This window comes from Myroides marinus, assembly GCF_900109075.1.
GTDB classification, from domain to species: domain Bacteria; phylum Bacteroidota; class Bacteroidia; order Flavobacteriales; family Flavobacteriaceae; genus Flavobacterium; species Flavobacterium marinum_A.
Map to the genome: position 1 here is coordinate 138,987 of NZ_FNYS01000003.1, position 13,577 is coordinate 152,563.

12 protein-coding genes are annotated in these 13,577 nt (G+C 32.7%); 8 read left to right on the forward strand and 4 right to left on the reverse strand.

All coding sequences use genetic code 11. The annotated features are described in order from the left end of the window. Positions 1 to 22: 22 nt before the first annotated feature. Positions 23 to 1,093, reverse strand: a complete 1,071-nt coding sequence (locus BMX53_RS05145; RefSeq protein ID WP_074744952.1) for a DUF3810 domain-containing protein — start codon at positions 1,091 to 1,093, stop codon at positions 23 to 25. A gap of 74 nt (positions 1,094 to 1,167) precedes the next feature. Between BMX53_RS05145 and BMX53_RS05150 the strand changes: the two genes are divergently transcribed. The 4 genes from BMX53_RS05150 (at position 1,168) to BMX53_RS05165 (ending at position 3,997) form a co-directional block, all read left to right on the forward strand. Beyond that, positions 1,168 to 1,431 carry a (2Fe-2S) ferredoxin domain-containing protein gene (locus tag BMX53_RS05150; RefSeq protein ID WP_038987305.1) on the forward strand — a complete coding sequence of 88 codons (264 nt, stop codon included), beginning with the start codon at positions 1,168 to 1,170 and terminating at the stop codon, positions 1,429 to 1,431. A 187-nt stretch (positions 1,432 to 1,618) separates the two neighbouring features. Then, a complete protein-coding gene (locus BMX53_RS05155) occupies positions 1,619 to 2,176 on the forward strand; it encodes a hypothetical protein (RefSeq protein WP_074744954.1) in 558 nt (185 codons plus the stop codon). Positions 2,177 to 2,282: 106 nt separating this feature from the next. Continuing rightward, positions 2,283 to 3,194, forward strand: a complete 912-nt coding sequence (locus tag BMX53_RS05160; RefSeq protein ID WP_074744956.1) for a hypothetical protein — start codon at positions 2,283 to 2,285, stop codon at positions 3,192 to 3,194. Positions 3,195 to 3,598: 404 nt separating this feature from the next. Next, positions 3,599 to 3,997, forward strand: coding sequence for a (deoxy)nucleoside triphosphate pyrophosphohydrolase (locus tag BMX53_RS05165; protein ID WP_074744958.1), 399 nt, complete (start codon positions 3,599 to 3,601; stop codon positions 3,995 to 3,997). Positions 3,998 to 4,129: 132 nt separating this feature from the next. Here BMX53_RS05165 and BMX53_RS05170 read toward each other — a convergent pair whose 3' ends face one another. Next, the gene (locus BMX53_RS05170) at positions 4,130 to 6,538 is read right to left on the reverse strand and encodes a TonB-dependent receptor (RefSeq protein ID WP_074744960.1); all 2,409 of its coding nucleotides are present in this window, start codon (positions 6,536 to 6,538) and stop codon (positions 4,130 to 4,132) included. 254 nt (positions 6,539 to 6,792) lie between these two features. On the opposite strand from BMX53_RS05170, the gene BMX53_RS05175 reads away from it, so the two are divergent. Genes BMX53_RS05175 through BMX53_RS05185 form a run of 3 tightly spaced genes read left to right on the forward strand, consistent with a single transcriptional unit; the run spans position 6,793 to position 9,239 of the window. Beyond that, positions 6,793 to 7,377 (forward strand): GNAT family N-acetyltransferase, encoded by a 585-nt coding sequence (locus BMX53_RS05175; RefSeq protein WP_074744962.1) that lies wholly within the window; start codon positions 6,793 to 6,795, stop codon positions 7,375 to 7,377. A 32-nt stretch (positions 7,378 to 7,409) separates the two neighbouring features. Beyond that, positions 7,410 to 8,477, forward strand: coding sequence for a sensor histidine kinase (locus BMX53_RS05180; RefSeq protein ID WP_244154471.1), 1,068 nt, complete (start codon positions 7,410 to 7,412; stop codon positions 8,475 to 8,477). A gap of 3 nt (positions 8,478 to 8,480) precedes the next feature. Further along, positions 8,481 to 9,239, forward strand: a complete 759-nt coding sequence (locus tag BMX53_RS05185; RefSeq protein WP_074744964.1) for a LytR/AlgR family response regulator transcription factor — start codon at positions 8,481 to 8,483, stop codon at positions 9,237 to 9,239. Positions 9,240 to 9,535: 296 nt separating this feature from the next. Here BMX53_RS05185 and BMX53_RS05190 read toward each other — a convergent pair whose 3' ends face one another. Together BMX53_RS05190 and BMX53_RS05195 are read right to left on the reverse strand one after the other, a co-directional pair. After that, positions 9,536 to 10,522, reverse strand: a complete 987-nt coding sequence (locus BMX53_RS05190; RefSeq protein WP_038987313.1) for an ornithine cyclodeaminase family protein — start codon at positions 10,520 to 10,522, stop codon at positions 9,536 to 9,538. A gap of 487 nt (positions 10,523 to 11,009) precedes the next feature. After that, the gene (locus BMX53_RS05195; RefSeq protein ID WP_074744966.1) at positions 11,010 to 11,462 is read right to left on the reverse strand and encodes a PaaI family thioesterase; all 453 of its coding nucleotides are present in this window, start codon (positions 11,460 to 11,462) and stop codon (positions 11,010 to 11,012) included. A gap of 505 nt (positions 11,463 to 11,967) precedes the next feature. Between BMX53_RS05195 and BMX53_RS05200 the strand changes: the two genes are divergently transcribed. Beyond that, positions 11,968 to 12,945 carry a deoxyhypusine synthase family protein gene (locus BMX53_RS05200; protein WP_074744968.1) on the forward strand — a complete coding sequence of 326 codons (978 nt, stop codon included), beginning with the start codon at positions 11,968 to 11,970 and terminating at the stop codon, positions 12,943 to 12,945. Positions 12,946 to 13,577 lie beyond the last annotated feature (632 nt).

Consider the following 13,577-nt stretch of genomic DNA (forward strand, 5'->3'; position numbering starts at 1 on the left):
TCTATGAGAGAGCCTGTTTACATTATAATATAGATTTCTTTAAATCATAATTTATCAGAAGGTCTACAAACTTGTTATAAGATTGTAGGCCTTCTTTTTGATTATTAAGTTTCAAGAAGTTGTTATAAAATACTTTAAAGAAAGAATCAGTAATATTCTTATACTCACTCCAGAATATAATATTCTCATTTAGATTATCCTTTACTCCAGGATGTATAGTATTAAATAAAGATTGTATATCCTCTGATTCTTTATCTTCTATATTAGATACACAGTATCTCAGTGCATATATTATTGCTGCATATTGATAAGCCATATCTTCTTGATTATAAGCAGCCATAAAGCCAATAAAGTTGGCGTCACTTTCTTTGGCAAATCCCAATTGATGAGACAGTTCATGAGATGCTGTTACAATCATTGTTAGTGTTGGTATTTTGTCATTTACTTGAGCTTCTAATGTAAAAGGGTTGATGTAGCCAGAAAAGCCCATATACGTCAGCGGAAGGCTAAATAAGGATTGTTTAATGGCCAATACCCCAGTATTATTGTTATCGTGTAAGAATGAGACTTTCTCTATTCCTATTTTAGCATCTTGTAGAATTGTAGGTATATCTTGTTTTAAATGTACCCCCGACATACTATCTTTAGTAATGACTAATTGAAGTAGGTTAGCCTTTTGTATAAGCTTTTCTGTGAAGTTAATAAGTTGTTCTTGACTGTATCCTCTCTTTATTTCTAATTGACTCTCTAGACTAGGTCTAAAGTTGTTCAGTCCCCATCCAATATTAAAGGCTATGTAGAAAACGACAATACATTTGAACACTAGAGTAGAAGTCGCCATAGTAATTCGTTTCCAACCTTTGTTTTGTTTGAAACATTGATAGACTTTGTAGATAAGTATGATTCCAACAATTAAATATAAGACATCTCCTATAGAAAAAGGAAATAGACCAGTGATGCTATTGAACACCTTACATAGATAGTAGTAAAAACCTGTAGTATAAATAGTTTCAATCAACTCTGGATAACGTGTAATTACATTAAAAGAGAGAATAGAAACGATGAATAATATGCCCCAATATCTTAATTTCATAAAAATGTGCTAAAGTTTGTTTGGTTAATTTAGAATAGATAAAAATAGATATATTTGTATCAAATTCTAAAACTATGAGTAAAGTTAAGAAAGGTGAGAGAACTATCTTCGTTTGTGACGGAAAAAAGTGTTGTAGATATAACGAAGAGACTAAAAGTTGTTTTAAAGCTTTAATTGAAGAAAGTGGACTTTCTAACGATTATTCTGTCTGTAAGATGAAATGTCAAGGAATGTGTAAAAGTGCTCCTGTAGTTTATATATCTTCTCATGATAAGTATAAGAAAGAAGTGGGAGTGAAGAAGGCGAAGAAAATATTTCAAGAGTATGTAATCGCATAAATCTGGATTCAAGAAAATGTTCATCATTATTACCGTAATAAAGCAAATAATATTGAGTAAAAGATTTTGATTAAGACAAGAACAAGGCTATTTAGTATGACTAAGTAGCCTTGTTTTTTTATATAGTATTTATTTTATGCTATTTATTACTTATGTTTAGCCTTTATTAACCCTATATATTTTATTTATGAAAAATATCTTAGCATTCTCATTTGCTTTTTTATTTACTCTTGCATCATTTGCACAATCTTCAACTAGTAATCCGCAGAAGTTTCTTTCTTCTTTAAGGGAACACTGTGGCAAAGCATATAAAGGAGAAATAGTATCACCTAATCCACCTGCGGACTTCAAAGGCAAAGAATTGATTATGAAAGTAGTTTCTTGTAAGGAGAAAGAAGTGAAAATATCATTCTTTGTAGGTGAGGATTTATCACGTACCTGGGTGTTCACTTTAGAAGATGGAAAAGTAAAGCTTAAGCATGATCATAGACACCAAGATGGTACACCTGATAAAGTAACGATGTATGGTGGTACGGCTACTAATACTGGGTTTGCAGATATGCAGTTCTTCCCTTCTGATCAAGAAACTGTAGATATGATGAGTTCTATAGCAGGTAATGTATGGTGGGTGACGATTAAGGATAATAAATATACTTACAATCTAAAAAGAGTAGATAGTACAGGTTTCTTTAGTGCCTCTTTTGACTTGTCAAATACCGTAGAGACAGATAAGATGCCTTGGTAAGTTAATCGTTGTCAATGATTAGCGTATTTAAAGAAATTCTGTCATTGTTTTGTATAGTTAATACAGGAGAGAATGCTATATTGCGATTAGTTATAAACAGTAAAGAATGATAATTAATAGAGCAGCTAAAAGAGGCCTTTTTGAGTTTAATAAAGACCATAATGTAGAAGGATTAATGGTATACGATTTTAAAGAAGACAAATGTATTCGTTTAGATCGATATAAAGATTGGCGTATTAATGCACTTTCATCAGATGGACAGTATGTTGCTATTAATAAAATATCAGAAACAACTAAAGCTTATAAAACTGACTTTGCTATTGTAAAGGTGGATACACAAGAAGAAATATTTATGACTAATAAGTATTGTGTGTATGATGCAGCATTTAGTTTAGAGTCAGATAAAGTATTATTAGTTGTTCATAATAAGAAACCTTTCTGTTTAGACTTAAAAACAAAAGAAATAACGGCAGAGATGCCTAAAAATATCCGTACATATCAAGGGAGCTTTAATAAAATAACAAATCAATTCATCGCTCCATCGGAGACTTTAAAAGACACCGTATATTTATTTGACTTTAATTCAGGTGAAACAACGAAGGTAAAGTTTGGATTAAAAGAGAAGATAGGTGGAATGCAATACCTTAATGATCAGAAGCGCCTAATAGTAATTACAGAGAGTAGTATTATTTATTGTCTAGATGAAAATTATAAAGTAATCTGGAAGACTGATTTTAATACGTTGTTTGACTATCCTGTTAGGATAAATGCCTCTCGTGTTTTACAGACAGAGGATAGCAAGTACTTTATGGTTGATGCTTCATCTACAGAAACAAATGATTGGGGAGCAGAATATACTCTTGAAGTAGAAACGGGTAAACTAATTAATACAGTAGAAAGCTATCAATATAGAGGTAGAGTACAGGATGTATATTTTGAGAATAAAGTATTGTTATATACATACTCTACATTAGATGTAGTTACTGGAGAAGTTAAAGAATTGAATCTAAATTTATAGAAACAAAAAAAGCCTCATTAGATAAGTATCTTTTGAGGCTTTTCTTTCTTTCATAGCAATTTAATTTATTTCAATTGTGGGGCAATATTAATTCATTTTGAGAATGTTCAATAACCTCTGTTGAGATAAATAAAACAAAGACTTTTAGTGTTTAAAAGCAATGCAAATGTAGAAGTAAGGAAATATAAAAGCAATAGTCACTAGGTGTTGTTAACATAAAGTATACCTTTTGTATATCAGTAAAATCAAGGATTTAAAAAAATGTATTTTGTTTTTTAGTACATTTTGAGATTGTAATTATCTTGTATATAGTTAGATAGAGGTTTTGTTTGTTTTGTTTTTACGCAAAGTGTAAAATATATTTATTAGACTGTAGTATTTATAAATGTTAAAAATAATTAAGAATGTTAAGGGTAACATGTGCAATAATTCAGTATAAGGGCAAGGTGTTAGTAGCACAAAGAAGTCAAAATATGCTTCTTCCTTTTAAATGGGAGTTTCCTGGAGGAAAGGTTGAGATAGGCGAAAACGATGATAATTGTATTGTAAGAGAGATTAAAGAAGAACTTGATTTAGATATTATCATTAAATCAAGACTAACTTCTGTTGTGCATCATTATGAAAGTTTTTCTTTGGAATTAATTCCTTTTATATGTCTTACTAACACACCTGTTTTCCAAAGAAGAGAACATGCACAGATCTTGTGGGTAGAATCTACAGAATTAAGAAACTATGATTGGGCAGCAGCTGATATACCAATAGTTGAAGAGTATTTAAAACTTATTGGTGGTGGAGTAGAATAATAAAGGCTATAACAAAAAAAGAGGATGTCTCTTAAACATCCTCTTTACGGCCAATTACAGTGCACTGTCATTAATGAAGAAGTTGAAAATAGCGCGCACCTTCATTGACCGGCAGAAACATTATGGTTTTTATTATTTGATCACTTTTATAGGAGCATGCCCTTTGTTAATCGTTGTTTCTTCTTGTGAAGTATCATTCTTTTTGTTTTTTCCTCCAAAGTTGTATGATATACCAAATTTAAAGACTCTCATATCATTCTTTACTGTGAAGTTCGTCAGTTGAGTAGGGTTCTCTAATACTGTAGTTCTTATTCCACCAGTTTTAAATAAATCACTAACAGCTAGTGTTGCAGTAAACTTATCATCAAGGAACTTCTTGCTCACTCCTAAACTCACTTCCCCTAATGAGCGATATCTGAAGTTAGATTCTATACCTCCATTTTGATACCACGCAGTAAGTTCTAGGCTGATATTATGTGGTAACTTAAAGTTGTTATAAGTAAATACTCCTATACTATTCTTGTTTTCATTTACTAGATTATTGTCAAATCTCGTGTTGAAGAAATAAACTCCATGGTAGTTCTCCCACCAGTTTATACCTGGTATTGGCATAGATAGAGAGGCTTGCCACTCACTTCTGTTCTTTCCGTTTACGGTAGTAAAGTATGATTGATCTATACCTTTATTAAAATAGCTGTATAACATAGGATCCGTAATACGACTATATCCTAATGTAAGGTCAATGAAACCTAAGAACTGCTGAGAGACCTCTATATTATTAGAGTATTCAGGTTGTAAGTTAGGATTACCCATTGAGGTCGTTGTACTGTTTAAGTAACGCACTGCAGGGTTTAGTTTATCATATTCAGGACGTTCTATTCTTCTAGAGTACGATGCCATTACAGAGTAATTCTCATTTGCTGTATAAGTTAACTGTACTGTTGGAAATAGAGAGAAATAGTTCTGTTTAACCAACTTTTTGTGATTTAATGTATCTCCACTAATGTGCATATACTCTCCTCTAAGTCCTGCTGTGATAGCCCATTTATCTAATGTCATGTCGAATGAACCATAGAATGCATGTACCCCAGTTTTATACTCAAACTGACTCTTGCGTACTCTATTCACTTCATTTCCATCTATAAGTAAGTTTCTTAGGCGTTCATTAGTTTCTAGTATGGAATAATTGCTTTTTACGCCAAATTCTAGTTTAGCTGTCGTATTTTCCTTATCCCATAATGGTTTTTGATAATCTGACTTAAAGTAGAATTCCTTTCTATCGCTTGGATACTTATTTTGTTGTTTAGTTAGTAAATCATTTGGCTTTAAGACACTTCCGTTGTTTCCATAGATCATATCATTAATATCAGATTTAATGTATATCGTTCCTATAGAAGTTGTCCAGCTCTCCTTCTCAGTTATCTTCATTTTATAAGATAAATCAGCTGTAAGATTAGTTAATTGATTTTTACTATCATTCTTTTGTACAGATTGTCCTGCCTTAATATTATTTGCTCCAGATAATACATGAGTATTTACGGTAATAGGTGTATCGTTATAATCAAAAGCAGTTTTTAGGCGTAATACATCGCCTTTGTCAAAGGTTCTAGCAATATCCAGTTTTATCAGATGTGAACGACTATTCAGAAAAGAGAATTGAGACTGGTTTAGCCATTCCTTATTGATAGAAGATAAGTCTCTTTTTTCGTAGTTTTCTCTTAATCGATCAGGAGCATAGCTAAATGAGTAAAGGAAGTTGTAATTCCAATTCTCGTTACTATATCCAAGGTTTAAAGAATGGTCAGTACTTACTTTTTTACTAACTCCTACAGTAGAGTTAACTGTCCCATAAAATCCTTGAACCAACTTTTTTTTAGAGATAATATTAATAACTCCTCCTGTACCAGAGGCATCTATATTAGCAGGGGGTACATTCATAATCTCTATAGATTGTAATGTAGATCCAGGAGTTCCTTTTAGTATCGTTTTTAATTGTTCAGCAGAGAGTTGGGTAGGCTGTCCATCCATAAGGACAGTCACTCCAGACTTTCCTTTAATTTTCAATTCCCCATTTTGACTAACGGTTACACCAGGTAGTGTCTTTAATACATCATACGCAGATTGCGTTTTAGCTAGATTACTCTGTTCTATATTCAACATAGCCTTACCAGGAGTTACTTTTAAAGCTTTGCGGTGACTTGTGATCATTACTTCGTCTAGAATGTTCTCATCAGGAGTCATAATTAGTATTATAGGAGAATTGCTATCAGTGATATCGATTAATTGCTCTAGATCTTTATACCCAATAAAACTACCCATTAGTTTATACTTTCCTTTATTCTTAATATCCTTAAAAATAAAGCTACCATCTTCTTCACTTGTTATAAAGTATTCTTCTTTTGGATTGACAGTAGCTTGTAAGATAAGTGTAGCCCATCCAATAGGAGTAGATTGATTATCTCTAATTGTACCTGTTAACTGAGACTGAGCCCAGATTGGTAGACTCATTGCGAAAATGAGTATTAATAGTAGTTTTTTCATCTTTTAAAATGGTATTAGCATTTATTTCAAGGGCAAATGTAGAAGGATGTTATTCTTGATTTTTAAAGAATTACATTAAATAACTCAATCCTATACTAAAGCCACTCAAACGCATAATTGGACTATGAATGGTTGCTAACAGACAATAAAAAGAATAAAAGATAATTCAGATATTAAAAATGTCAATTCATGTAATTATCATTTTAAAGAGGTTGTTACAGTGGTACTTTTATAGCTTAATTAACTCAGATATTATGCGTATTAGTAGATATTTAGATAAGAAATACCGCCCATCAGCAGGGCGTATTCTAGTGAATGCGTTCAAATCAAAATTATATAAAATACTAGGAACAGAAGAAGAGATTTACGAAGTGTTACTAGCATCTTTAGATTCTAAACATATCGTGATAGCTCGTTCAGATGATGGAGAAATAGTTGGGGTAGGAGCGTACCAGTATAAAGGTAAATTCTCTTTAGATATTACCTTGAGTACGATGATAGAAGTGTATGGGGTATTTAGAGGAATATACAAGATGTTTTTATTGTTAAACTATTTCCCAACTAAACGTGATAGTGAAGCATTATATGTAGATGCTATTGCGGTAGCAGATAATTATAGAGGACAGGGAATAGGAAAGTTAATATTAGCTGAATTAGAGAAGATAGCTATCGAGAATGATTTGAAATATATTACTTTAGATGTCATTAAAGAGAACGATAAGGCAAAGAAGCTATATGAGCAAATAGGCTTTGTAGAAGTCAAATATGAACAATTAGATAGTAATGTTAGTAATAAACTAGGATTTATCGGCTACTATCATATGTCAAAGAGTAGATAAGGCTTATAGCTTAAGCTGTCTCAAATTGTAAAATGCTAAAGAATGTTATGATGGAAGTGGATAAGCTGAAACAGGGTAAAGAGTTGAGATATAAGGTTTGGTTAACATTCTTTGTAGCCATTTTCTTTATTTTCTCTATGTACATTATTAGTACAGCAGATCAGTACCAGATTGTATCCTTTGAGAGTGGATATACATTTACAGCAGATATAATCTGGTTTATTGCCATAAGCTGGATCGTTACCACATTAGGGATCTTTATCTCTGATAAATTGCCAGTCAAGACTTATTCTATCAGAGAGATTATTCGAGTAGGTATATTACAAGTAATTATTTGTGTAGTAGTTTTTTTGTTTTTAGTTATTCTTACAGACTATTATTTAATTGATCAGAGTTATGTAGGACGTGATGATTGGTTAGATGCTAGGCAGTTGTTTTATATAGGGCTTTGTTTAACTGTATTTATTATAGTAATACACAATGGACGAAAACTGATCAAATTATGGAAGGAGTCAGTTTATGAGAATGCTCAGATGAAAGAAGTCTTATTACAGAGTCAATTAACAGCTTTAAAGACACAGTTGGATCCTCACTTTATGTTTAATAATTACAGTGTATTAGGTAGTTTGATTAAGGAAGACTCAGCTAAGGCTAGTGAGTTTCTTGAGAAGGTATCAGATGTACAACGTTATCTCTTATGCAATCTAGAATATGATTTAGTGACTCTGGATAATGAAGTTCAATTCCTTAAAGATTACATTCATTTGATTAAGATTCGCTTTGGAGATAGTATACAGATTAGTATTGATATCACGGAGGAGAAATTATCTAAGTCAATACCTCCAATGACTTTACAGTTATTAGTAGAAAATGCCTCAAAACATAATAAAGCCACAAAAAAATGCCCACTCTTTGTTCAGATTTATGAAGAAGGAGATTACCTAGTAGTTGAGAATAATATCCAACTACTGAATAACCTTTCTCATTCTTCTAAGGTTGGATTAAATAATATTGTTAAACGATACCACCTCATAGAGGAAAGAGAAGTCATAATTGACAAGAGTGAACAAGTATTTAAAGTGAAAATTCCATTAATATAAGAGATGATAAGAGTACTGATAGTAGAAGATGAACAGTATAATGTACAACATCTAATAGGCCTATTAAATGAAATTGATGAGACTGTCGAAATTGTTGCCGTTATCGATGGGGTAGAAGACTGTATAGAATGGTTAGAACAAGGTATAGAGGTAGATTTAATCTTTATGGATATTCGTCTTAGTGATGGAGTGTGTTTTGAGATTTTTGATGCTGTTGAAGTAAATATTCCTATTGTGTTTACAACAGCTTATGATCAATACGCTCTACAAGTATTTAAAGTAAATAGTCTAGACTATTTATTAAAACCTATAAAAAAGAGTGCTCTACAACAGAGCTTAGAGAAGTTCAAAAAGTTAAATACACTTCAAGTGTATGATAAGCAGATTCTGAATAATCTGACTGATGTTATACAAGGAAGAAAAGAGAATTATAGAATGCGTTTTTTACTTAGTAATAACGATAAGTATAAGGTAATACAAACGCAAGATATCGCTTATATCTACACAGAATTTCGATTATCTAAGGCAGTTATGTTTGATAAGAGTGTCAATATACTTCCTTTTACGATGGAAGAATTAGAGTCAGAGCTTGATTCTAACCGTTTCTTTAGAGCCTCTAGGCAGTTTTTAGTAAGCTATGAAAGCATCAAAACAATACAAAACAATCTAAATAGCAAGGTTAGTATTATTCTTTTAGATGACGTAGAAGTAGACCTAAGTAGAGAGAGAACACGCGCTATAAAGCAGTGGTTAGATACTTAATGGTTTACAGTTATCGGTTGACGGTTCACAGATTTTGCCTAACGGTATTGTATTTTATGCGGTATCTAAAGTAGAGACGTAAAACTTTACGTCTACCACAACGCATATCCATAATGATATAGGTAGTGCGAGGCTACGGTATCTGTTGATTTTAGTAATGGAGTTACGAGTGAGATTCCTCCTAACGTCGGAATAACAATTGTTGTGTTTGATTGTTACAAGGAGAAGTTTTTCGAAGATTATATAAAAAAACACCTATAAATTTATAGGTGTTTTTTTATCAATATAAGCATTAATTACATCTTGATAGAAGTTCCAAAGTTCTCTTTACAAGCCTTGTCATAGGCATATTTTGCAGTCATTAAATCTTGAATGGCGATTCCTACATTCTTGAAAACAGTTATTTCAGAATCATTCGATCTCCCTTTAATCTTTCCTAGGATCAAATCGCCTATTTCACCTTTAAAGTTTTCCATAGGTAATAAACCTTTCTCTAATGGAACAAGAATATCAGCAGTCGATGAAAAGCAAGATTCTTTGTGATCTACAAATAAAGAAGTATGCATAAAGATATCTTCAGGTAATTCATGCATAGTAGGACTATATGAACCTGCAGCGTTAATATGTACTCCTTTTTTTAATTGACTGGTTTTGAACAGCGGTTGAGAAGAAGGAGTGACTGTACAGATAATGTCAACACTAGAAAGTACCTCTAGATTGTCTGCTGCTATGATTTCAACGTTTGACTTTCCTTTGTAGTAATCAATAAATGTTTGAACAGATTGACTAGTTTTAGAACTACCGAATAAGTATGCTTTTTTAATAGGTCTTTCAGCACATACAGCTTCAAATTGGGTATAAGCTTGCGCTCCTGCGCCAAATAAGGCTAATACTGATGAATCCTCTCTTGCAAGATAACGAGTTGCTACACCAGATGCTGCTCCTGTTCTTAAAGCAGTAAGATGAGAACCATCGATAATCGCTTGAGTAAGATTGTTCTCAGAATCAATTAGTATCACTAACCCTTGTATCGCAGGATGTCCATTAACTCCCCCTTGTTTGCGTATACTTAATAATTTAACAGCAGCAGTATTGATATTAGGAACTAAAGAAGGCTTAAAGAAAATATCTAATTCCTGCCCTAATCCAGTAATTACACGATCTGGCATTTCTGCAGTATTATTAGATAGTTCCACATAAGCATCCACCACAGTTTCTATGGCTTCTTCTATGGAAACTAATTGTTTTAAATCTTCAGAATTTAATACCTTGATTGTATTCATGTTTTATAGTTTATGTATTAGAAAATAGATTATAGAGTAAACTTCTAAATTAGAAGATACTTATAAATGAGTTTTTTGTTGATTTAATAGAAAAAGGATGTTTTCTATATAGAATAGAAAAAGTCAATTTATAAAAACCAAAAACAATAGCCAAATCTTTTTTTGGGGGTAAAGAAGGGAAGAGTAGTTCAAAGTTTACAGCGTGTACCGAGAGGCATTGTACTTCATGCAGTATCTAAAGTAGAGACGCATATCCATAACGATATAGGTAGTGCAAGGCTATGGCATCTATTGATTTTAGTAATGGAGTTACGAGTGAGATTCCTCCTAACGTCGGAATGACAATCGTTGTGGAAGGGGTCACGGTTATCAGTTCATAGCGTTTGCTTAATGGCATTAGGTATATACTGTATGGTATTGTGGTTTACGGTTCACAGTAAGTAAACTGCGAACCGTAAACCGTAAACTGTAAACCAATAAAACTACTTTACTCTTTCAGTTGTATTGCTAGTATCTCGCCAGTAGCACAGACTACACCGTCAGCTTCTAAAGTCATATCTACCCATACCTTGCGTCCATCTATACTTCTAAGTTTTCCTTTTAAGACTAATTCTACACCCATAGGAGTAGAGGCTTTAAAATCAACTTTTAATGAAGCTGTCACACATCTCACAGGAATAGTTCCCTCTAGTGGAATATTATTGTGTTTACATAAGAACGCAGCCGCAGATCCAGTTCCATGACAGTCTAGTAGAGAAGCTATAAGCCCTCCATAAACGCTACCAGGAATAGCTGTGTATTTAGTGTCAGGAATAAATCGAGCGATAGTTTCTTCTCCTTCTAAGTATGTTTTTAATTGATGTCCATTAGGATTGTTCTTTCCACAGCCATAGCAGTGTGCTAAGCTTTCAGGGTATAAATCTTGAATTGCTTGTGTCATAAGTTGTTATTTGGTTATTAATGTTTATGTATAAACCTCTAAAAAAGGTCGTTATTTACAAATAAACTTATTTTTATTGAGGTACTCAAACTTTTTGAAGAGAGAAAAGGAGAGGTAATGAAGAATGAACAATGAGTATATCACATACAATTGGTACACAATCGTAGGGGCAATTGCAATTCTCCCTAAAATATTTGATAAACATTTTATTGACCACGTTACATATAGAAATTCCCCAGACTGCATCTTCTTGATAATAGGAAGCAACCCATCTGATGGGTATATAAGGGATAGGATATTAAGGAAGATACAGAGTATTAATCTCTGCAAAAGTCAATCTGCTCATCTATGAGGTAAAAAACTGAGTTATTTTTTATCATTTGATAAAAAATAAGCTTTTCTATCTCTCCATCTTTGTCGCCTAAAACAAAGAACACAATCTTCTGGTAGAATCAGAATGTGCAATGTTTAATGTCAATAATATATTTTAATCAATAAGTGTAAAATGGAAAATAGAGGACCTATTTCTAAATTTATGGCGCATAACTACCGCCACTTTAACTCAGCATCTGTAGTAGATACAGCGAAGGGATACGAAAAATTCTTAGATGAAGGAGGTAAAATGCTTATCTCATTAGCAGGTGCGATGAGTACTGCTGAGTTAGGTATTTCTCTTGCAGAGATGATTAGACAAGATAAAGTAGCTATTATCTCATGTACAGGAGCAAATCTAGAAGAGGATATTATGAATTTAGTTGCTCATTCTCACTATAAAAGAATACCTAATTATAGAGATTTAACTCCAGAAGATGAATTAGCTCTTTTAGAGAATAAATATAATCGTGTTACAGATACTTGTATCCCAGAAGAAGAGGCTTTCAGAAGAATTCAAGGGCATATAGAGAAAATATGGAAAGATAGTGAAGCAGCAGGAGAGAGTTATTTTCCTCATGAGTATATGTATAAGCTATTATTAAGTGGTGTATTAGAAGAGCACTACGAGATAGATCCTAAAAACTCATGGATGTTAGCAGCAGCAGAAAAGAACTTACCTATCGTAGTACCAGGATGGGAAGACTCTACTATGGGGAACATCTTTGCATCTTATGTGATTAAAGGAGAACTAAAATCTAGAACAGTAAACAGCGGTATTGATTATATGGTATGGTTAGCAGACTGGTATAAAAACAATGCTGTGGATCAAGGAGTAGGATTCTTCCAAATCGGAGGAGGTATAGCGGGAGACTTCGCTATGTGTGTAGCACCGATGTGGGCACAGGATTTAGAAGATGACTCAGTATTGCGTTGGCGTTACTACTGTCAGATTACTGACTCAACTACTTCATTTGGATCGTATTCAGGATGTATTCCAAACGAAAAGATTACTTGGGGAAAACTAGATGTAGATACACCTAGCTATGTAATCGAATCAGATGCAACTATCGTTGCTCCTCTGATCTTCTCATGGGTATTAAAACATTAATATAGAAAGAGCCTTAGGGCTCTTTTTTTTGTACCTATAAATCAAGAAGATGATGTTTGAATACTATAAGTATTGCAGTAGGTATAATTGTTAAGAAATATGTTAATTGAAATTATTTACTTCTTGTTAAATTTTTAACAAATAGTTGTTTTTGATGATTTTGTGATCTCTTGAAACCCAATGGTAGCGTAGGTTGGTGGAGTTTTGTTCGGGAGTTGTTCGGGCACGCTTCGGAAACTCTTCGCAAAACAGGGGGTGTTTCCGAACACTTCCCGAACAATGCTTGGACGACAGCGCATGAATACTCGGATTTTTGTCTTTTTGAGGTGTTAAAATAACTGTTAAAATGTGGTTGTGATTTTTAAAAAAGTTAGTGTTTTTAACTTTTAAATAGGTATAAAGTACTACTTTGAATACTGTAAGAATTGCTTGTGGTAGAAAGCTGATTCAAAGTGAATTAAAATGCAAATATAATACTTTTTTTATTAAGAATGGGGGAGTGATAAATGAAGAATGGGGGCCTTCAGCATTAGATCATATGTTACACTATGTGTCAATGTATTTCTACATTAATTACAAGTCTTTATTCTAGATAAGTATTTTATGGGAAGTGTCTCCTTATCTTCTCCTAG